This is a genomic window from Tsukamurella paurometabola (assembly GCF_900631615.1).
In the GTDB taxonomy this organism is placed as follows: domain Bacteria; phylum Actinomycetota; class Actinomycetes; order Mycobacteriales; family Mycobacteriaceae; genus Tsukamurella; species Tsukamurella paurometabola_A.
In genome coordinates, this window is record NZ_LR131273.1 from 3,724,125 (window position 1) to 3,743,892 (window position 19,768).

Genomic DNA, 19,768 nt, shown 5'->3' on the forward strand with positions numbered 1-19,768 from the left:
GATCTCGTCGCGGGGCGGGCGTCAGCCCGCCTTCTCGGCCTTGTCCTTCTCCGCCGACGGCGCGCCCGGAGCCTGGGCCTGGACGTCCGGCTTCGGCGCGGACTTCGGCAGCGCCTTCGTCGGCGAGCTCGTGTGCACCGGCGGGATCGCCTTCTTCGCGCCGGTCTGCAGGGCGTCGAGCGCGGTGCGCGCGTACACCTGCTGCTCGGTGATCGTCATCTGGCCGCGCTTGTTGGTGAGGAAGGTGATCGCCCACGACGTCAGCGTGATCACGCGGTTCTGGTAGCCCACGATGTACCAGAGGTGCAGGGCCAGCCAGCCGAGCCACGCCAGGAAGCCGCCGAACTCGAGCTTGCCGACCTTCGCCACGGCGCTGGCGCGCGAGACGGTCGCCATGGAACCCTTGTCGAAGTACTTGAAGGGCTTGCGATCGGCGGGGGACTGGCCCTCGAGGCCGGCCTTGATCGCCTTCGCGGCGTACGTCGCGCCCTGGATGGCGCCCTGCGCCATGCCCGGGACACCGTCGACCAGCATCATGTCGCCGACGACGAAGACGTTCGGGTTGCCCGGGATGGTGAGGTCGGGCAGCACTCGGACCCGGCCTGCGCGGTCGGTCTCCGCGCCGGACTGCTCGGCCAGGATCGCGCCGAGCTTGCTCGCGGCGACGCCGGCGGACCACACCTTGCACTGCGCCTCGATGCGCCGCTCGGTGCCGTCCTTCTCCTTCACCACGAGGCCGTCGGCATCGACGTCGACCACCATCGCGTTGAGCTGGATCTCGACGCCCATCTTCTCGAGTCGCTTGCGCGCCATGGTGCCCAGCTTCTCGCCCATCGGCGGCAGCACGGCGGGCGCGGCGTCGAGGAGGATCACGCGCGCCTCGGTGGGGTCGATGTTGCGGAACGCGCCCTTGAGCGTGTTGTCCGACATCTCGGCGATCTGACCGGCCAGCTCGACGCCGGTGGGGCCGGCGCCGATCACCACGAAGGTGAGCAGGCGCATGCGCTCCTCGTGGTCGTGCGACAGCTCGGCCTGCTCGAAGGCGCCGAGGATACGGCCGCGCAGCTCGAGCGCGTCGTCGATGGTCTTCATGCCGGGCGCGAACTCGGCGAACTGATCGTTGCCGAAGTACGACTGGTCGGCGCCGGCCGCCACGATGAGGCTGTCGAAGGGCGTGACCGTGGTGCGCTCGAGCAGGTGGCTCGTGACCGTCCGGTTCTCGAGGTCGATGTCGGTGACCTCGCCCAGCAGCACCTCCGCGTTGCGCTGCTTGCGCAGGATCATGCGGGTGGCCGGGGCGATCTCGCCCTCGGAGAGGATGCCGGTCGCGACCTGGTACAGCAGCGGCTGGAACAGGTGGTGGGTCGTCTTCGCGATCATCGTCACGTCCACGTCCGTGCGCTTGAGGGCGCGCGTGCCGAAGAGGCCGCCGAAGCCCGATCCGATGACGACCACCTTGTGGCGGTGCGCTGCCTCGCTCATTACTCTCGTCGCTCCTGGTTCGCGTCGAAGCCGGGATCACCGGCGTGTGCAGTCCTACCGTAGTCGCCTGCTCAATTCTCGTCGCGCCGCATACCGGAACTGGTGGCCCGGCGCTCCCGGTAGGCGGCGACGTGTGTCCGATTGCCGCAGTTCCCCTCGGTGCAGAAGCGACGGGAACGGTTCTTCGACAGGTCCACGAGAACTCGGTCACAGTCGTCCGCGGCGCAGGTCTTGAGCCGGTCGACGTTGCCGCTGCGCACCAGGTCGACCAGGGCCATCGCGCATTCCACCCGCACGCGCACCGGGATGGGCGCGTCGTCGTCGATGAAGTGCAGATGCCAGTCCCAGCTGCCGTGCCGGGTGAGTCGCGGCTGCTGGGGCGTGGCGGCGAGCATCTCGTTCACGATGCCGGCCACGGCGTCGGGGTGCCCCGCGGCGAAGACCCGCGCCAGCTCGGTGCGCAGTTCGTGGATCGGGGCGACGTCCCGCGCCGCGGCGCTGCTCCATCCGGTGAACTCGTGCCGGCGCAGGTACTCCTTGAGCGCTTCGACGGTGCCGAGGCGCTCCTCGTCGCCGTGGTCGGTGTTGACCAGATCGGCCGCCATGAGCAGGGACGGCTCCGTGTCATGTGCGAATTTCATTTGACTCCTTACGGCGGTGGCCGCTACTGTCACTAGTGTACTTCACTTGACTCCTTACGAATCGCGCATACATGGAGGTGACGCATGGGTCGGGGTATCGCAATCGCACTACTGTCGGGGTTCGCCTTCGCGATGTCCGGCCCGTTCGGTAAGCCGCTGCTCGCCGCGGGGTGGAGTCCGGCCGGGGTGGTGCTCGTGCGGATCTGGATCGCCGCGATCGTCACGCTCGTCCCGATGCTGATCGTCGGGCGGGCCCGCCTGGCGACGCTGCGGCGCGCGCCGTTCACGGTGCTGGCGTACGGCCTGCTCGCCGTGATCGGCGTGCAGCTCGCGTACTTCAACGCCATCGCCCACATGTCGGTCACGGTCGCGCTGCTCATCGAGTTCTCCGCACCCCTCCTGGTGCTCGTGTACCTGTGGGCGCGATTCGGGCGCCGCCCGACGCTGCGCACCACGCTCGGCGCGGCGCTGGCCGTCGCGGGCCTCGTCGCCGTCGTCGGCGCGGCCTCCGGCGGAGCCGTCGTCACGCCGGTGGGGCTGGCCTGGGCCTTCGTCTCGCTGGTCGGCCTCGCGGCGTACTTCCTGCTCGCCGAGGACGGCACCCGGGCGGACGACATCGACGTCGCGGAGGCCGAGGGCGTCGAGCCCGCGATCGACCAGCTCGCGCTGGCCGTCGGCGGACTCGTCGTCGGCGCCGTGGTGCTCTCGCTGACGGCGCTCGCCGGGCTCACCCCGGTGCGCATCTCCACCGAGCCCGTCGTGCTCGGCGGACTCGGCACGACCCCGTGGTGGGTGCCCGCCGTCGTGATCGGCGCCGTCGCCACCGGCCTGGCGTACGTCGCGGGCATTCTGGCCATCAACATGGTGGGCCCCACCCTGGCGTCGTTCCTCGGCTTCTCCGAGGTGGTCGCATCGGGTGTGGTCGCGTGGGTGATGCTGGGGGAGGCGCTCACCCCGGTGCAGATCGCCGGTGCGGTCGCGATCGTCGTGGGCGTGATCGCCGTCAAGCGGGGTGAGCAGCGTGGAACGCAGGACGGGCGGCGGCCCGTCGCGCCAACCAATCCGCACGATGGAGCTCGTACTCCACCCGCGCGTACGGCGTGAGATCGGCGTCGGCCTCGTCGCCGAGGTCCACCTCGCCCTGCAAGGACTCCCAGTCGAGCATCGCGATGTCCAGCTGGTGCATGCCGAGTCCCGCGAGAACCCGCCGTGACGCGAGGTTCGACCACGCGGTGGACGCGTAGACGCGGCTCGTGAGGCCGAGTTCGAAGGCGTGGTCCACGATCGCGTGCGCCGCCTCGGCGCAGAATCCGCGCCGGCGGTGCGCGTGTGCGACCGAGTAGCTCAGCTCGAGTCCGCGGGCGCGACTGTGCCGGGAGGCGCGCAGTGCGATCCGGCCGAGGGTGCGCCTGCTGTGCCGGTCGACGATGTGGAACCGGCCGTCGGCGTCGCCCGTCGTGCCGGTCGCAGGGGAGAGGTGCAGCCGCGCCGTCTCGATGTGCATGTGCAAATCACCCCTCACAGCGCACAGCGTATCGTTTTCCGGCCGGTGTACGGCGCAGTTCGCGCGGGTGTCGCGACGGTGGCGCGCGAATGGCTGCCATACTGTCCGGCGTGACGTACCGAATCGCTCTTGCCACTTCCGCGGCGCAGCCGGACACCGACGACCGCGGCCAGGAGATCCTCGCCGCCCTGCGCGCCGCCGGTCACGAGGCCGAGGCCGCCGTGTGGTCCGATTCCGCCGTCGACTGGGAGCAGTTCGACGCGGTCGTGATCGCCGGCGCCTGGGACTACGCGCAGCGCTACGACGACTTCCTCGGCTGGGCCTGGCGCGCCGCCGCCCAGACGCTCGTGCTCAACCCCGAGCCGCTGGTCCGCTGGTACGCGGACAAGCGCTACCTCCGGGACTACGAGTCCGAGGGCATCCCGATCGTGCCGACCCAGTTCATCACCGTCCACGACGCGACGCTCGATCACGACTACCTCGGCACCGAGCACGTCGTGCGCCCGTCGATCAGCGGTGGTCTCGCGGAGTCGTTCCGCTTCGGCCCCGGCGACGACGACGCCAGTCGCGCCAAGCTCGAGGAGATCAAGGCCACCGGCAGCAGTGTGATGGTCTTCCCGTACTCGGTGGAGGCCGGCGGCATCTCGCTGGTCTACATCGGGGGCGAGTACAGCCACGCCTTCGGCCGGGACCTGGCCGCGGAGGTCAATGCGGAGCCCGTCGAGGGGCGTCCCGTCGAGGTCCTCGTCGACGCCGAGCCCACGGACGCCGAGCGTGCGGTCGCGGAGGCCGCGCTCAAGCCGATCGACCCGGCGAACCCGCCGCTGTACGTGCGGATCGACATCGTCCGGACGCCGGGCGGCGACCCGGTGATCCTCGAGGTCCAGGTCGTTCAGCCCGACCTGCACCTCGAGCGGATCGACGGTGGCGCGGAGAAGTTCGCGCAGGCCGTTGTCGCCCGCGTCGCCGCTGCGAAGGCCTGACCAGCAGGCACCGTTCCTCGAAGTCCCCGCCCGGAATCCGGGCGGGGACTTCGTCGTCTCCGGGGGCTGTCGGAAGATCCAAGGGATTGCCGAAGAACGCATCGCGATATATCGTGAACGCATCGGGTTGCGAACATGCGACCCCCTACCGAAAGGAGTGCCACCATGCGTAGGCACACTCACGACGATCAGCGATTCGACGGCCGCGGTGACCGCCGCACCTGCGACGACCGGTTCGAGGGCCGCTTCGACGGCCGGTTCCGGCAGGGAGGCTTTCCCGGCGGGCCCGGCTTCGGTCCGGGTGGCCCGGGCCCCTTCGGTCCCGGCGGACCCCACGGCGGACCCGGCCACGGGCGCGGCGGCCACCGCGGCCGCGGGCGCCGCGGCGTGCAGCGCGGCGACGTCCGGATCGCGGTGCTCAAGCTGCTGGAGGCGGAGCCCATGCACGGCTACCAGATCGTCTCCTCCATCGAGGAGCGCACCGCCGGGGCCTGGAAGCCGAGCCCGGGCGCCATCTACCCCACGCTCAGCCAGCTCGAGGACGAGGGGCTGATCACCATCGAGCGGGAGAACGGCCGCAAGGTCGCCACGCTCACCGACGCGGGACGCGAGTACATCGAGACCGCCCTCGCCGACGCGCCGGACCCGTTCGCCGGGTTCGACGGCGGCTCGGCCGAGCGCGGCCACCTCCGCGAGACGCTCCGCGAGCTGCACGAGGTCACCCGACGGGTCGCGCGCACCGGCACCGCCGAGCAGACCGCGGCGGTCGACACCATCCTCGGCGACGCGATCAAGCAGGTCTACCTGCTCCTCGCCGGCGTCGACCGGACGCCCCCGTCGCCTACGGAGGAGTCGGACCGGCCGGGCGAGCAGTAGCCGCCCGCCGCATCCGCGCCGGATCGGGCAGCAGCCGCACGGCGTCGCCGGGGTGCAGATCCCGGTAGCACTCCGCCGGAAGCTCCGCGACCAGCGCGGTCCCGTCCGCCACAGCGGCGGTCACGCGGCAGTGCCCTCCTGCCACCGTCACTTCGAGCACGGTGCCGGGCCGCCCGTCCCCGTCGGGCCCGCCGACGCGCACCGCGTCCGGGGGGAACACCCACATCCCGTCGCCGTCCGGCAGCAGGTTCATCCCCGCCAGCCGGGCGGCGAACGGCGTCGCGGGGGAGAGCAGCAACTCGGCCGCCGGGCGGTGATCGGCCACGAGGCCGCCCTCCAGGACCGCGGCCTCGTCCGCGAGGGCCACCACATCCGCCGCGTCGTGCGTGATGAGCACGCAGGTCCGGTCCCGCAGCAGCGCACGCAGCAGGGTGCGCACCTCGGCGCGCGCGGAGACGTCGAGCGCCGACAGCGGCTCGTCGAGCAACAGCACCCGCGGTTCCGCGGCGAGGGCCCGGGCCAGGGCGACGCGCTGCGCCTGGCCCCCGCTCAGCTCCGTCGGCCGCCGGTCCGCGAGGTGGGCGGCCCCCACGGCCTCGAGCCAGTGGTCGGCCGCGGCCGCCGCGGCCCGACGGTCGGCGCCCGCGCTGCGGGGCGCGAAGGCCACGTTCGCGCGGACCCGCAGGTGCGGGAAGAGTCGCGCGGTCTGGCCGAGCAGCGCCACCCGCCGGCGGTGCGCCGGCACCCACGTCGCGCGGTCGAAGACCGTCCGCCCGCCGACGGCGATCCGGCCGGAGCCGGGCCGCACCAGCCCGGCGACGGCGCCCGCCACCGTCGATTTGCCCGTGCCGTTGGGGCCGAGGAGCGCGAGCGTCCGTCCCTCCGGCACGGCGAAGGCCGCATCGACGCCGCGGTCCGCGACGGTGACGTCGACCTCCAGGCCCGTGGTCACCGGCGCCACGCGCGCACCCCGTACACCAGCGAGACGATCACCGCGGCCGCCGCGAGCAGGACCAGGGAGAGCGCGACCGCCGCTTCCGGGTCGGTCTCGTTGCGCAGGTAGATCTCCAGTGGGAGCGTGCGCGTGGTCCCGGCGAGGGAGCCCGCGAACGTGAGCGTCGCGCCGAACTCGCCGAGGGCGCGGGCGAAGGTCAGGACGACGCCCGACGCGATCGACGGCAGCACCAGCGGCAGCGTGATCCGGCGCAGCACGACCGACGGGGGCGCGCCGAGGGTGGCCGCCGTGTGCTCGAAGTCCGTGCCCAGGGTGCGCAACGCGCCCTCGACCGCCAGCACCAGGAAGGGCAGTGCGACGAACGCCTGCGCGAGCACCACGGCCACGGTGGTGAACGCGATGTGCCCGCCGATGCCGCCCCACTGGCCCACCAGCCCGCGCCGGCCGAAGGCGTACAGCAACGCGATACCGCCCACGACCGGCGGCAGCACGAGCGGCAGCAGCACGAGGGGGCGCAGCACGCCCACGAATCGGGATCGGCTGCGCGCCAGGATCACTCCCAACGGCACTCCGAGCAGGACGCAGACGACGGTCGCGGCGGACGAGGTCTCGAGCGACAGCGCGAGCGCGGTCCGCGAGTCCGCCGAGGTCACCAGCTCGCCGAACCGCGGCCAGTCCACCTTCGCCACGATCGCGACGAGGGGGATCAGCACGAAGGCGGCGCCGACCGCCGCGGGAGCGACGACCCACCGCGGGTAGCCCGCCAGCGGCGCGGTGCGCGCGGCCGCGGTCAGTTCGGTGCTCCGAATCCGGCCTCCGCGAGGGCGGCCCGGCCCTCGGGCCCGCGGACGAACTCGACGAAACGCTGCGCGCCGTCGGCGTTCCTCGCGGCCGTCAGCGGCGCGATGGGGTAGACGTTGACCGCCCCGTCGGCCTGCGGGAAGTCCACGGCGTCGACCGCGCCCTTCGCGCCCTTGACATCGGTCCGGTACACCAGGCCGGCGTCCGCCTGACCGTGCCGCACCTTGGCGAGCACGCTGGAGACGGCGTCCTCCTCGCTGACCGGAGCGAGGCGCACGCCGGCGGCCGTGGTGACCTTCGCGGTGGCGGTGCCGCAGGGCACGGGCTGCGCGCACACGACGACCGAGACCCCGGGCCGGGTCAGGTCGGCGAGCGAGCCGATTCCCTTCGGATTCCCCGGCGCGGTCGCGATGGTCAGCACGTTGGTCGCGAACGGCCGCGGGTCGTCGACCAGGCCCGCCGCCCCGGCCTTGTCCATCGTGGGCGTGTCGGCGGTCGCGAAGACGTCCGCGGGCGCGCCCTGCGTCAGCTGGGTCAGCAGGCCCGAGGAACCGCCGAACGAGAACTTCACCGCGGTACCCGGATGCCGTTGCCCGAACTGCGCGCCGAGCTTCTCGAACGTCGCCTGCAGGCTCGCCGCCGCGTACACGACGACGGCGCCGGATCCGGCGGCCGTCGACGACGTGGCCCCCTCGGGCGTATTCGACGTGGAGCAGGCGGCGAGGCCCGCCGCCAGCGCGACGGCGGTGAGGGCACGGACGGTGCGCATGGCAACTCCCGGTGACGATGGACGGTTTCCGATGGTCGACACTATCCCCATGGCAACACACGAGGTGGCGGTCCCGATGCGGTGGTCCGACATGGACGCGCTCCAGCACATCAACAACGTCGCGATGCTGCGGCTGCTGGAGGAGGCGCGTATCCGGTTCCTCAGCGAGAACGTCGCGCAGTCCGGCGATACGAAGGTGACGATGTTCGTGGCGCACCAGGAGATCGACTACCTGACGCCGCTCCTGTACTCGCCCGAGCCGGTGCGGATCGTCCTGCACGTCACGCGGATCGGCCGCTCCGGGTTCGACCTCGGCTACTCGGTGATCGGGACCGGCGGCGCCGTCGCCGCGATCGCGGAGACCTCCATGGTCGTGGTCGACGGTGCCGGTCGCCCGGCACCGCTCCCCGCCGAGCTGCGGACGGAGCTCGCCGGGCTGGTCGGTGAGCCGGTGCCGTTCCGCCGGCGCCGCGTCTCCGTCTAACGGACCATCGCCGCCAGGTAGCGCCGCGTCATCGCCGCCTGCACGGTGCGGGCGACGGGACCGCCGAGGCGGCTGTACCAGCGGCCGGGCCGGGAGAACGCGGCCACCACGGCCACGACGGCTCCGTCGGGGCGGAGTTCGACGGAGAACAGCTCCTCGCCGCTCTCGGGGTGGCCGGACAGTGTGCCGTAGGCGAAGCCGGCGCGGTCGGGCTCGTCGACGACGTAGACCACCCGGCACGGGATGCGGATCGGTCCGAACAGCGGCGCCGTCAGCACCAGCACGGCGCCTTCTGCGGCGGTCGGCGTGCTCGCGCGGACGCGGAGCCCCGCGCCGCGCTGCATGCCGTACGCGAGGATCGCGTCCCGGACGGCCGCGAAGTCCTCCGGACCGCGGCCCACGACGCGCTCGGCGCGCACGATGTGCGCGTCGCCGGGCGGCGTCCCGCGGGTCGCGCCGACCTCGGCGTACGTGAAGGGTGCGTCCGCGAGCGCCGCGAGGTCCGTCATACCGCCCGACGGTACGCCGTCACCGTCCGGCGAGGCGGGCCGCCGCGACCGCACCGACGACGCCCGAGGCGACCACAGCAACGCCGTGCGCTCCGCTCATCGTCACGGTCTCGCCGAGCACGACGGCGCCGAGCGCCGCCGCGCACACCGGCTCCGCGAGCGTGATCGCGGGCAGCGACGCGGAGATCGGGGCCGGTTGGAAGGCCCGCTGTTGCAGGTACATCGCGCCGAGTCCGCACAGGATGAGGACGAAGAGCCGCCAGTCGGTGAGCAGCCGCAGCGTGTTCGCGAGGAACTCCGCGTGCTCGTAGGACGTGAGAACCGGCTTCGTCAGTACCGTCGCCACGCCGAAGAGCACGCCGGAGGCCACGCCGAAGGAGAGGGCCCGCGCCGGTCCGGGGAGCGCCCGCACCAGACCGATGCCGGTCGCGGCCGCCGCGACCGCGCCCACGACCAGGAGGGCGGGCAGCCAGGTCGCCCCCGCTGCGTCGGGAACGCCGTCGGAGGGCCGCCCCGCGATGAGGAACACCGCCAGCGCGACCGCGAGGACCGCCGCGTACGCCCACTCGCGCGCGGTGACCCGGGTGTGGTTGAGCAGCGCCGAGACGGGCAGCGCGAACAGCAGGGCCGCCACGATCAGCGGCTGCACGACCAACACCGGGCCGAGCGCCAGGGCCCACGCCTGGAAGGCGTACCCGCCGAGGTCGCCGAGCAGTCCGAGCCACCAGCGCGGCCTACGGACCAGCGCGGCGATGAGCGAGCCGTCCTCGTCCACGCTCGCCGCCTCGGCCTGCTGCGCAGCGGATCCGCACGCGAACAGGAACGCGGCGACGAGGGCGAGGACGACCGAGGCCGTGGTGGCGGACACGCGTGAAATCTACGCTCGGACGGGCGGCCGTCCCGGCACAGGCTAAGTTCGACAGCAGCGATGCGCGAAGGAGTGTGGAGGACGTGGCGAAGGTCGAGAGCACGATCGAGGTGGCGCTCCCGCCGGAGGAGGCCTGGGCGAAGGCGTCCGACCTGGAGACGCTGCCGCAGTGGGTGAGCCTGCACGACGGCTGGCGGAGCCCGCTGCCGGCGGACCTCGCGAAGGGGGTGAAGCTCTCCTGCGTGGTGAAGGTGAAGAACTTCCGCAACCGCGTCGACTGGACGATCACCACCTACGACCCGCCGCGTGCCCTCGTGCTGGACGGTCGCGGCGTCGCCGGTACCAAGTACACGCTGACGGTGAGCATCGCCCCGTCGTCCGCCGGATCGACCATCAAGCTGCGCGCCGACCTCGGCGGGCCGCCGCTGTTCGGTCCCATCGGCGCGACGGTGGCGCGCGCGCTCAAGGGCGACATCGCCTCGTCCCTCGCCACCTACAAGCGGATGTACGAGCACTGACGACGGACACGGGAGGGCGGGCGCGTGGAACTCACGGACCTGGTCGGTGCCGCGGTCCGCGGTGGCCTGAGCTGGGGTGCGGACACGGTGGCCCGGCTGCGGCAGCGCGCCGGTTTCGACGGCCCGCGCCCCTGTGACGGCCTGATCCTCGACATCGACGACACCTTGGTCGACACCGACGCGGCGTTGCGCTCGGCGGCCCGCGCGGCCGCGCTGGAGGTGTGGCCCACGTCCACGGCGGCGGTGCGCGAGGCGTTCGCGGAACTCTTCCTCACCGACCCCGAGGGTGTCTTCGGGCGGTACACGGTGGGCGAGCTGCGCTTCCACGAGATGCGGAAGGCGCGGATCGCGGTCGCCGCCGAGCGCTCCGGCCTCGTGTGGGAGGCGCGGCGGTACCGGCGCTTCTGCAGCGGCTTCGACCCGGCGTTCGCGGCGGCCCAACGTCTCTTCCCCGACGCGATGCCCGCCGTGGAGGCCGCGGAGCGCTGGGGGATCTCCGTTGTGCTGCTCACCAATTCGTCGTCGCCCGCGACCCGCATGAAGCTCCAGGTGCTCGGGGTCTCCGATCGCTTCGAGCGCGTGGTCACCACGGACACCCTCGGCATCGGCAAGCCGGACCCGAGCGTCTTCCTGCACGCCTGCGAGCTCGCCGGCGCCGCCCCCGAGGTGTGCGTCGCGGTGGGGGACAACTTCCGCAACGACGTCGCGGCCGCACGCGCGGCCGGGATGCGGGGCCTCTGGCTCGACCGGACCGGGCGCGGAACCGGCGGGGAGCCGCCGGCGATCCGTTCGCTCGCCGAACTGCCGGCGGCCCTGACCCGGGCGGTCTGAGCTGTCGGTGCCCCGTGTTAGAACTGCCCCCATGCTCACCGTGCACCGCTCCGAGCGCGGCGACGTCCTCCTGGACGCGCTCGCGGAGGTCCTCGCGGTGCCCGACGCCGATCCGTTCGTCCCGGACCTGATCGCGGTCCCGGCCCGCGGCGTCGAACGGTGGATCGTCCAGGGATTGGCATCGCGGCTCGGGATCGCCGCGAACATCGACTTCCCCACGCCCGCAGCGCTCGTCGCCGACGCGGTGGGCGCCGCCTCGGGCATCGCACCCGACGAGGATCCGTGGCGCGGTGAGCGTCTCGTGTGGCTGGTGCTCACCGCGATCGATGCGCTCGCCTTCGAACCCGGCGGGGCGGTCCTGGCCCGGCACCTGGGCGTGACCCGGCCGGGCGGGTGGGCCGAGCAGCCCGGACACCGTCCGCGCCGCCGGTACCCGACGGCCGACCTGTTGGCGGGGCTGCTGCGTGCGTACGGCGCGAACCGGCCCGGGATGCTGGCCGACTGGGCGGTCGGCAGGGACACCGACGGCCTGGGCGGCGAGCTGCCCGAGGACCTTCGCTGGCAGGCCGAGCTGTTCCGACGCGTCCGCGACCTCGCCGGTGTGCCCAGCCCCGCGGAGCGCCTGGACGGGGCGTGCGCGCGGCTGCGCGACGAGCCGGGCCTCGTCGACCTGCCCGGCAGGCTGTCCGTCTACGGTGCCACCCGGCTCCCCACGGACCAGATCGCGGTGTTCTCGGCACTGGCCGCAGGGCGCGCGGTGCACCTGTGGCTGCCGCACCCCAGCCCGGCGCTCTGGTCCGCGCGCTCCGCGGGGGCGGCGCCGCGGGCGGACGTGGTCCCCGCGCCTACACCCCGTACCGCTGCCGGCGCGGCGGCGAACCCGCTTCTGGCCTCGCTCGGGCGCGAGGCCCGCGAGCTGCAACAGCGCGTCGCCCCGATCGCGGACGCCGACGTGCACCACCCCGCCCCCGCCCGGCCCCCGACGTTGCTGGGCGCCCTGCAGGCCTCGATCGCCGACGACGCGCCGCTGATCGGGGACCACGTGCCCGACGGGACGCTCGAGTTCCACGCCTGCCACGGCGCGGCCCGCATGATCGAGGTGCTGCGCGAGCGATTGGTGCGGCTGTTCGAGGACGATCGCACGCTGGAGCCCCGTGACGTGCTCGTGAGCTGTCCGGACATCGAGACCTACGCGCCGTTGATCCGTTCCGCCTTCGGGCAGGCCGCCGCGGGGGCCGCGGCGCCGGAGCCGCTCGCCGCGGGCGAGCAGGTGCATCCGGGGCAGCGGCTGCGGGTGCGGCTCGCGGACCGGGCGCTGCGGTTCACCAACCCGCTGCTCGACGCCCTGGTCACCGTGCTGGAGATCGCCGACGGGCGCGCCACGGTCGCGCAGGTGCTCGACCTCGCTGCGACGGAACCGGTGCGCCGGCGGTACCGGTTCGGGGACTCCGACATCGAGCGGCTGCGCGCGTGGGCCGGTCCGTCGGGCGCCCGCTGGGGTCTCGATGCGGCCGGCCGCGAGCGGTACGGGCTGGGCGGATTCCCCCAGAACACGCTCGCCGCGGCCCTCGACCGCATCGTCCTCGGCGTGGTCGCCGACGAATCGTCGGGGGAGTGGCTCGGTCTCGGGCTGCCGCTCGACGACGTGGACTCGACCGACATCGACCTCGTGGGCCGGTTCGCCGAGTTCCAGGCCGTGCTGACCCGCGCGGCGGCCGACAGCCGCGGGCGGCGGCCCGCCCGTGCGTGGGCCGAGTCGCTGCAGCGGCTGGTCGGCGAGGTGGGCGCGGTGCCCGCCGCCGATTCCTGGCAGGTGACCCAGGCGGGCCGTGAACTGACCGCCGCGCTGCGCGACGGCGCCGACCGGGACCTGACGCTCACCGAGGTCCGGGCGATGCTCGCCGCGCGGCTCGCCGCCAAGCCGACCCGGGCGAACTTCCGCACGGGTGAGCTCACGGTGTGCACGCTGGTGCCGATGCGCTCGGTACCGCACCGGGTGGTCGTGCTGCTCGGCCTCGACGACGAGGTCTTCCCGCGATCCACCCGCTACTCCGGCGACGACGTCCTGGGCCGGACGCCCTGCGCCGGGGAGCGGGATCCGCGTGCCGAGGACCGCGAGCTCTTCCTCGACGCCGTCACCAGCGCGACCGACCGGCTACTCGTCTTCTACACGGGCGCGGACCCGGTCAAGGGCACGCGGCGGCCCCCCGCGGTGCCCGCCTCGGAGCTGCGGGACGCCGCGCGGGCGCTGCTCGCCGACCAGGCCGCCGCCGGCCTGGAGTTCCGGCATCCGCTGCAGCCCTTCGACCCGGTGAACTTCGACCCGGACGCGTTCGGCCGGGGCGCACCCTTCTCCTTCGACCCGGCGGCGTATGCGGGCGCCGTCGCCGCCCTCACTCCGCCGGACCCGCCGGAACCCTTCCTGGCTGCGCCGCTGCTCGCCGCGGCGACCGAGGATGTGGACCTCGACGCACTGGTCCGGTTCTGCGAGCACCCGGTCAAGGCCTTCCTGCGGCAGCGCCTCGGCTTCAGCGTTCCCGACGCGGACGACGACCTCGCCGAGGCGCTGACCATCGCGCCCGACGGCCTGCAGAAGTGGGACATCGGGGAGCGCATGCTCGCCTCCGCGCTGGCCGGTGTGCCGCCGGAGAAGTTCGCCGCCGCCGAGGTCCGGCGCGGCACCCTCCCTCCGTTCGCACTCGGCTCGGCGGTGCTGGGCGATATCGGCGCCACCGTCGATGAGCTCGCCCGCGTCGCGGGTCCGCTCATGACGGGCGCCGCGACGACCGTCGACGTCGCGGTGGACGTGGGCGACGGGCGCAGGCTGGTCGGTTCGGTGCCGTCCGTCCGGCCCGACGGGGTGGTGCGCGCCTCCTTCTCCCGTCTCGCCCCGAAACACCGGGTGGCCGCGTGGATCGCGCTGCTGGCGCTCGCGGGGGCCGGCCACGACGGCGCGTCCGCCGTCGCGATCGGTCGCGCCCGGTTCCGCGGCGTGCTCACATCCCGGCTGCGGGTGCCGCCGGACCCCGCAGCGGTGCTCCGCACGCTCGTGGACCTGCGGGACCGCGGGCTGCGCGAGCCGCTGCCGCTGTTCCCCACGGCATCGGCGGTGTACGTCGAACGCGGCGCGGCCGGCGCCCCGGCGCACCAGGCGCTGGATGCGGCGCGCGCCGAGTTCGAGGGGACGTTCGGCGACGGCCAGGACAGATCGATCCGGTACGCCCTGGGGGAGAACGCCTTCGAGGACGCACTCACGCCACCGGTGGGGGACGAGGCGGCGTTCTCCCGCGCGAACACCCGGTTCGGTGCGCTCGCCGCCCGGTTGTGGGTCCCCATCGTCACGCACGAGGAGATGACCTGATGAGCCCGCGCGAACCGGTCCTGGGTGCCGCTCCGTTCGAGCTGACCGGCCCGCTCCCGGCCGGGCCCACCACCACCGTGCTCGAGGCGAGTGCGGGTACCGGCAAGACCTACGCGATCGTCGGGCTGCTGGCCCGGTACGTCGCCGAGGGCGTCGCCGAACTCGGGGAGATGCTGCTCATCACCTTCTCCCGCGCGGCCACCCAGGAGCTGCGCGAGCGCGCCCGGTCCCGGCTGCTGTCCGTCGAGCGGGCACTCCGCGATCCCGCAGCGGCCGCGGCGTCGGACGACGAGTTGATCCGACACCTCGCGACCGGCGACGCCGCCGAGGTCGCCGTCCGTCACCGCCGGCTGGTGACCGCCCTCTCCGACTTCGACGCGGCCACGATCACCACCACGCACGGCTTCTGCCAGCGGATGCTCGACGCCCTCGGCCTCGCGGGCGATCTCGAGCCCGGCGCCGTCTTCGTCGAGGACGTCGACGACCTGGTGCAGGAGGTCGCCGAGGACGTCTACCTCGGCATGTTCGCCGGCCGCGAGCGCGCACCCTTCCCGCTCCCCGATGCACTGATCTACGCGCGCACCGTGGTCGCCAACCCGCGGGCCGCGATCACCCCGGCCGAGGCGGAGCCCGGCTCCGATACCGGGCTCCGGGTCGAGTACGCGCGGATCGTGCGCCGCGAGGTGGACCGCCGCAAGCGCATGGGCCGGCTCCGCGACTACGACGACCTGCAGGGCCTCCTGCGGGACGCCCTCACCGACCTCGTGCACGGGCACCGGGCGCGGGCCCGGCTGCAGGCCCTCTACTCGGTGGTCCTCGTGGACGAGTTCCAGGACACGGACCCCGTGCAGTGGGACATCCTGCACGACGCCTTCCACGGCGCGAGCACGCTCGTCCTGGTCGGCGACCCGAAACAGGCGATCTACGCGTTCCGCGGCGCGGAGGTGACCAGCTACCTCAGGGCCGTCCGACTGGACGGAACGGTCAAGCGGGAACTGGACGTGAACCGGCGGTCGGACGCGCCCCTCGTACGGGCGCTGCAGCACCTCTACGGGGATGTGGCGTTCGGGGACCCGCTCATCGTCGCGGGATCCGTGGAGGCGCATCGCGCGACGTCCCGGCTCGCGGGCGGCGCACCTCTGCGGTTGCGGTACCTCGGCTCGAACGGTGTGGGGCCCAAGACCCAGTCCGGGATCCCGTACGTGCGGAACGTGCGGCCGGTCGTTCTCCGCGACGTCGCCGCCGATATCACCCGCACCCTCACCGCGGGCGAGCAGCTGGAGACGGCGCCCGGGGAGAGCCGCGCGCTGCGGCCCGGCGATGTGGCGGTGCTCGTGCGCAAGAACGCGCACGTCGCCGAGCTGCAGTCCTTGCTGCAGGAGTACGACGTGCCCGCCGTGGCCGCGGGCGGCGCCAGCGTGTTCACCACGGCGGCGGCCGTCGACTGGCTGCGGGTGCTGCAAGCGCTCGAGAACCCCGGCCGTAGCGATCGCGCCCGGCTCGCCGCGCTCACGCCGCTGTTCGAGTTCACCGCGCGTGATCTCGACGAGCGCGGCGACGAGCTGGTCTCCGCGATCAGCGGGCGGCTGCGCACGCTCGCCGGGATCTTCGCGCGCTCCGGCTTCGCGGCGATGTTCGATGCGCTCGCGACCCGCTCCCGGTTCGACGAGCGGCTGCTCGGCCGCGCCGGCGGCGAGCGGATGCTCACGGATCTGCGGCACGTCGCCGAACTGGTGCAGCACGCCACCGTCACCCTCGGGCTCGGCCTCGCCGCCGCCACCCGGTGGCTCGCCGACCGGATCGCCGATCCCGGCCTCGGCGGCACCGCCGACCCCGCACGGCGCCTGGCCACCGACACCGCCGCGGTCCAGCTCATGACCGTGCACGCGAGCAAGGGACTGCAGTTCCCGGTCGTCTACCTGCCCTTCGGCTGGGACGACGGCTCCTTCGGCGGCAAGAAGACCTTCGTCTTCCACGACCAGAAGGGCGATCGTCTCATCGACGTCGGCGGCGAGTACGCGCCCGGGTTCGCGGAGCGGTACGCCGTCTCGCAGCAGGAGGCGGCGGGCGAGGAACTGCGCCTGCTCTACGTCGGTGCGACCCGCGCGCAGTCCCGCCTGGTGCTGTGGTGGGCGCCCGGCACCACCACGCGGAGTTCGCCGCTGCACCGCCTCCTGTTCTCCGACGTGGGCGGCGGACGGGTCCCCGCCGCCCAGGCACCGATCCCACGCGACGCCGACGTGGGCCCGAAGCTGCGGGAATGGGCGGCGCCGATCGCAGCGGCCGTCTCGATCGAGGCGGTCGACCTCGCCGCGCCGCGGCCCGCGGCCTGGCGCCCGCAGGATGTCGCGTACCCGGCGCTCGAGCTCGCCCGCGCGAGCCGCCGCATCGATCCCACGTGGCGGCGCACGAGCTACTCGGCGTTGGTCGCCGACGCCGCCCACGGCCCGGCGGAGGCCGCGCCCGACACCGGAAGCGAACCGGAACAACCGGCCACCGACGACGAGCCGACCGAGGAGCCGATGGACGCCCCCGCAGATGCGGGGGGCGCACCGTCGTCCCGGATGAACGGCCTGTCGGGCGGTGCGGTCTTCGGCACCCTCGTGCACGAGATCCTCGAGCACGTCGACACCGGCGCCCCCGACCTCGCGGCCGAGGTGCTCACCCGGTGCCGCGAGGCCGCCGAGTACGGCGCCACCGCGGACGATCCGGAGGAAGTGGCCGCGGCGCTCGTCGCGGTGCTGCACACGCCGCTCGGCACCGGCGACCTCGCGCACCTGACGCTCGCCGAGGTGGCACCGGGCGATCACCTCGCCGAGCTCGACTTCGAGCTGCCGCTCGGCGGCGACGGGCCCGCGGCCACGCTGTCGACGATCGCGGACCTGCTCGACGAGCACCTGCCGCCGGGGGACCCGCTCGCCCCGTACGCGGAACGGCTGCGGGAGGTACCGGGCGCCGCGTTGCGCGGCTACCTCACGGGCAGCATCGATTCGGTCCTGCGCATCGCGACGCCCGACGGCCCCCGGTTCACCGTGGTCGACTACAAGACCAACCGGCTCGCGCGGGGCGACCTCACCACCGCCGACTACACCGCGGAGGCCATGGCACGGGAGATGATCTCCTCGCACTACGTACTGCAGGCGCTGCTGTACTCGGTGGCGCTGCATCGGTTCCTGTCCTGGCGCGTGCCGGGGTACGCGCCGCGGACCCACCTCGGGGTGGTGCAGTACCACTTCGTGCGGGCCATGATCGGCCCCGAGACGCCGCCCGGCGCCGGAGTCTTCGAGTGGCACCCCCCGGCGGAGTTGGTCGTCGAGGTGTCCGACGCGCTGGCGGGAGGCACGCGATGACCACGACGGAGCCGACGCTGCTGGAGACGTTCGCCGCGGCGGGGGTGCTCGGCCCGGCCGACGTGCACGTCGCCGCCACGCTGGGGCGGCTGGGCGGCGAGTCCGATGAGGCCGTGCTGCTCGCCGCCGCGCTCGCCACCCGTGCCGTCCGGCTGGGCTCGGTGTGCCTCGAACTCTCGCGCCTGCGGGACGTGGCGGTCGACGGCGAGGGCGAGGTCGACGTGGCGGCGCTGCCCTGGCCCGACGATGCGGCGGTGCTCGACGGCCTGCGGCGCAGCCCGCTCGTGGTGGGAGCCGCGTCGGGCCCACTCCGGCCGCTGCGCCTCGTGGGCGACGAGCTGCTCTACCTCGACCGGTACCACCGGCAGGAGGAGACCGTCCGCGCGATCCTCGACGCCCGGGCCGGGGCCGCCCCCGGCGTCGACGCCGCGCGGCTGCGCGCGGGCCTGCTCGCACGGTTCCCCGAGCCCGGGCCGGACCGGCAGCGGCTCGCCGCCGCAGCCTCGGTGCTCGGCCAGACCACCGTGCTCGCGGGCGGCCCGGGTACGGGCAAGACCTACACCGTCGCCCGGATCCTCGCGCTGCTCTTCGACCAGCACGGACCCGAGCTGCGGGTCGGTCTCGCCGCGCCCACCGGCCGCGCGGCGGCGCAGCTCGCGGGCGAGGTCCGCGCGCAGGGCGCGACGCTCGGCCTGCCGCGGGAGATTCCCGCCCAGACGATCCACCGGATGCTCGGCTTCAAGCCCGGCAACGCCAGCCGGTTCCGGCACGACGCGACCAACCACCTGCCCTACGACGTGGTGGTGGTCGACGAGACGTCCATGGTCTCGCTCACGATCATGTGTCGGCTGCTCGAGGCACTGCGCCCCGAAGCGCGCCTCATCCTGGTCGGCGACCCGGACCAGCTGGCCTCGGTCGACGCGGGCGCGGTTCTCGGCGACCTGGTCGCGCGCGGGGTGACGACGGCGCCGTCGCCCGAGTTGGAGGCGCTGCTGGCGGACGAGACCGCCCGGCCCGGCGGCGACGAGGCGGGCATCGACGACGCGGAGCTCGCGGACGCTCGCCGGGGCGTCGTGCGGTTGCGGCGGGGGCGCCGGTTCACGGGCGCGCTCGGCGAGCTGGCCGACGCGGTGCGCCGCGGCGACGCCGACCGGGTCGTCGAGCTGGCCCGCGCCGGCGGAGACGGCGCGATCGAGTGGTGCGAGCCCGACGATCTCGCGGGCCTGCGCGCCGACGTGGAGCGGGCGAGCGCGGTCACCGTCGGCGCGGCGCAACGGGGTCTCGCCGCGGAGGCGGCGACGGGGGTGCAGCTGCACCGGGTGCTGTGCGCTCATTCCGAGGGGCCGTCGGGCGTCACGCGCTGGGCGCAGCTGGCGGAGGAGTGGGCGGGCGTCCGCGGCGGCTCGGCCGGCTGGTACGCGGGTCAGCCCCTGCTCGTGACCGCGAACGACTACGACACCAAGGTCTACAACGGCGACGTGGGCGTCGTGATCGCGCACGACGGCGATGCGTCGGACCTGCGGGCCGCGTTCGCCCGCGGCGGCGACGTGGCCCTGCTGTACCCGAACCAGTTGGTCGCCGTGCGCACCGTCTACGCCATGACGATCCACCGCAGCCAGGGCAGCCAGTACGAGGCGGTGTCCGTGGTGATCCCGCCCGCCGATTCGCGGCTGCTCACGCGGGAGCTGTTGTACACGGCGATCACGCGTGCCCGGCAACGCGTCCGGCTCGTCGGAGGGGAGGACGCTCTGCGCGCCGGCGTCGAGCGGCAGGTGTTGCGGGCGAGCGGCCTCCGGGGTGACGCTGGGGTATGACCGATCGCGGGCGCGTCCTCAT

Annotated in this window: 17 protein-coding genes; 9 read left to right on the forward strand and 8 right to left on the reverse strand. The window is 73.8% G+C overall.

What is annotated here, in order from left to right; all coding sequences use genetic code 11:
• Positions 1-21: 21 nt before the first annotated feature.
• Positions 22-1,482: an NAD(P)/FAD-dependent oxidoreductase gene (locus tag ELY19_RS18610; protein WP_126197546.1), complete on the reverse strand. Its 1,461-nt coding sequence runs from the start codon at positions 1,480-1,482 to the stop codon at positions 22-24.
• Positions 1,483-1,553: 71 nt separating this feature from the next.
• Entirely contained in the window at positions 1,554-2,123 is a 570-nt protein-coding gene (locus ELY19_RS18615) for a CGNR zinc finger domain-containing protein (protein WP_126197547.1), read from the reverse strand.
• A gap of 84 nt (positions 2,124-2,207) precedes the next feature.
• Between ELY19_RS18615 and ELY19_RS18620 the strand changes: the two genes are divergently transcribed.
• Entirely contained in the window at positions 2,208-3,227 is a 1,020-nt protein-coding gene (locus tag ELY19_RS18620) for an EamA family transporter (RefSeq protein ID WP_126197548.1), read from the forward strand.
• Here ELY19_RS18620 and ELY19_RS18625 read toward each other — a convergent pair.
• Positions 3,127-3,645 (reverse strand): GNAT family N-acetyltransferase, encoded by a 519-nt coding sequence (locus ELY19_RS18625; protein WP_126197549.1) that lies wholly within the window; start codon positions 3,643-3,645, stop codon positions 3,127-3,129. The genes ELY19_RS18620 and ELY19_RS18625 overlap by 101 nt on opposite strands.
• A 92-nt stretch (positions 3,646-3,737) precedes the next feature.
• Between ELY19_RS18625 and ELY19_RS18630 the strand changes: the two genes are divergently transcribed.
• Both ELY19_RS18630 and ELY19_RS18635 read left to right on the forward strand, forming a co-directional pair.
• The gene (locus ELY19_RS18630) at positions 3,738-4,610 is read left to right on the forward strand and encodes an ATP-grasp domain-containing protein (RefSeq protein WP_126197550.1); all 873 of its coding nucleotides are present in this window, start codon (positions 3,738-3,740) and stop codon (positions 4,608-4,610) included.
• A 165-nt stretch (positions 4,611-4,775) separates the two neighbouring features.
• Positions 4,776-5,486 carry a PadR family transcriptional regulator gene (locus tag ELY19_RS18635; protein WP_197715928.1) on the forward strand — a complete coding sequence of 237 codons (711 nt, stop codon included), beginning with the start codon at positions 4,776-4,778 and terminating at the stop codon, positions 5,484-5,486.
• On the opposite strand, the gene ELY19_RS18640 is transcribed toward ELY19_RS18635, so the two are convergent.
• The 3 genes from ELY19_RS18640 to modA are packed head-to-tail and all read right to left on the reverse strand — an operon-like array spanning position 5,452 to position 8,011.
• Positions 5,452-6,447 carry a sulfate/molybdate ABC transporter ATP-binding protein gene (locus ELY19_RS18640; protein WP_197715929.1) on the reverse strand — a complete coding sequence of 332 codons (996 nt, stop codon included), beginning with the start codon at positions 6,445-6,447 and terminating at the stop codon, positions 5,452-5,454. The genes ELY19_RS18635 and ELY19_RS18640 overlap by 35 nt on opposite strands.
• Positions 6,435-7,235 (reverse strand): ABC transporter permease, encoded by an 801-nt coding sequence (locus ELY19_RS18645; RefSeq protein ID WP_164711732.1) that lies wholly within the window; start codon positions 7,233-7,235, stop codon positions 6,435-6,437. The genes ELY19_RS18640 and ELY19_RS18645 overlap by 13 nt, the downstream gene beginning before the upstream one ends.
• A complete protein-coding gene (modA, locus tag ELY19_RS18650; RefSeq protein ID WP_126197552.1) occupies positions 7,232-8,011 on the reverse strand; it encodes a molybdate ABC transporter substrate-binding protein in 780 nt (259 codons plus the stop codon). Before modA ends, ELY19_RS18645 begins: the two co-directional genes overlap by 4 nt.
• Before the next feature lie 49 nt (positions 8,012-8,060).
• On the opposite strand from modA, the gene ELY19_RS18655 reads away from it, so the two are divergent.
• Positions 8,061-8,495, forward strand: a complete 435-nt coding sequence (locus ELY19_RS18655) for an acyl-CoA thioesterase (RefSeq protein WP_126197553.1) — start codon at positions 8,061-8,063, stop codon at positions 8,493-8,495.
• On the opposite strand, the gene ELY19_RS18660 is transcribed toward ELY19_RS18655, so the two are convergent.
• A complete protein-coding gene (locus tag ELY19_RS18660; protein WP_126197554.1) occupies positions 8,492-9,004 on the reverse strand; it encodes a DUF1990 domain-containing protein in 513 nt (170 codons plus the stop codon). The genes ELY19_RS18655 and ELY19_RS18660 overlap by 4 nt on opposite strands.
• A gap of 19 nt (positions 9,005-9,023) precedes the next feature.
• Complete coding sequence (locus tag ELY19_RS18665; protein ID WP_126197555.1) at positions 9,024-9,872, reverse strand: DMT family transporter; 849 nt, start codon at positions 9,870-9,872, stop codon at positions 9,024-9,026.
• An 83-nt stretch (positions 9,873-9,955) separates the two neighbouring features.
• Here ELY19_RS18665 and ELY19_RS18670 point away from each other — a divergent pair, with 83 nt between their 5' ends.
• From ELY19_RS18670 to recD, 5 genes are read left to right on the forward strand one after another with little or no spacing between them, the layout of a single operon-like run.
• Positions 9,956-10,390, forward strand: coding sequence for a type II toxin-antitoxin system Rv0910 family toxin (locus tag ELY19_RS18670; protein WP_126197556.1), 435 nt, complete (start codon positions 9,956-9,958; stop codon positions 10,388-10,390).
• 24 nt (positions 10,391-10,414) lie between these two features.
• Complete coding sequence (locus tag ELY19_RS18675; protein ID WP_126197557.1) at positions 10,415-11,221, forward strand: HAD family hydrolase; 807 nt, start codon at positions 10,415-10,417, stop codon at positions 11,219-11,221.
• A 31-nt stretch (positions 11,222-11,252) separates the two neighbouring features.
• Positions 11,253-14,582, forward strand: coding sequence for an exodeoxyribonuclease V subunit gamma (recC, locus tag ELY19_RS18680; RefSeq protein ID WP_126197558.1), 3,330 nt, complete (start codon positions 11,253-11,255; stop codon positions 14,580-14,582).
• Positions 14,582-17,932, forward strand: a complete 3,351-nt coding sequence (locus tag ELY19_RS18685) for a UvrD-helicase domain-containing protein (RefSeq protein WP_126197559.1) — start codon at positions 14,582-14,584, stop codon at positions 17,930-17,932. Before recC ends, ELY19_RS18685 begins: the two co-directional genes overlap by 1 nt.
• Positions 17,929-19,746: an exodeoxyribonuclease V subunit alpha gene (gene recD / locus ELY19_RS18690; RefSeq protein ID WP_126197560.1), complete on the forward strand. Its 1,818-nt coding sequence runs from the start codon at positions 17,929-17,931 to the stop codon at positions 19,744-19,746. The genes ELY19_RS18685 and recD overlap by 4 nt, the downstream gene beginning before the upstream one ends.
• Positions 19,747-19,768: the final 22 nt, after the last annotated feature.

Bases quoted from the DNA above. Each gene is read 5' to 3' on its own strand.
- ELY19_RS18660 (WP_126197554.1), bottom strand. From the start codon at position 9,004: ATGACGGACCTCGCGGCGCTCGCGGACGCACCCTTCACGTACGCCGAG.
- modA (WP_126197552.1), bottom strand. From the start codon at position 8,011: ATGCGCACCGTCCGTGCCCTCACCGCCGTCGCGCTGGCGGCGGGCCTC.
- ELY19_RS18685 (WP_126197559.1), top strand. From the start codon at position 14,582: ATGAGCCCGCGCGAACCGGTCCTGGGTGCCGCTCCGTTCGAGCTGACC.
- ELY19_RS18620 (WP_126197548.1), top strand. From the start codon at position 2,208: ATGGGTCGGGGTATCGCAATCGCACTACTGTCGGGGTTCGCCTTCGCG.
- ELY19_RS18615 (WP_126197547.1), bottom strand. From the start codon at position 2,123: ATGAAATTCGCACATGACACGGAGCCGTCCCTGCTCATGGCGGCCGAT.
- ELY19_RS18610 (WP_126197546.1), bottom strand. From the start codon at position 1,482: ATGAGCGAGGCAGCGCACCGCCACAAGGTGGTCGTCATCGGATCGGGC.
- recD (WP_126197560.1), top strand. From the start codon at position 17,929: ATGACCACGACGGAGCCGACGCTGCTGGAGACGTTCGCCGCGGCGGGG.
- ELY19_RS18635 (WP_197715928.1), top strand. From the start codon at position 4,776: ATGCGTAGGCACACTCACGACGATCAGCGATTCGACGGCCGCGGTGAC.
- ELY19_RS18655 (WP_126197553.1), top strand. From the start codon at position 8,061: ATGGCAACACACGAGGTGGCGGTCCCGATGCGGTGGTCCGACATGGAC.
- recC (WP_126197558.1), top strand. From the start codon at position 11,253: ATGCTCACCGTGCACCGCTCCGAGCGCGGCGACGTCCTCCTGGACGCG.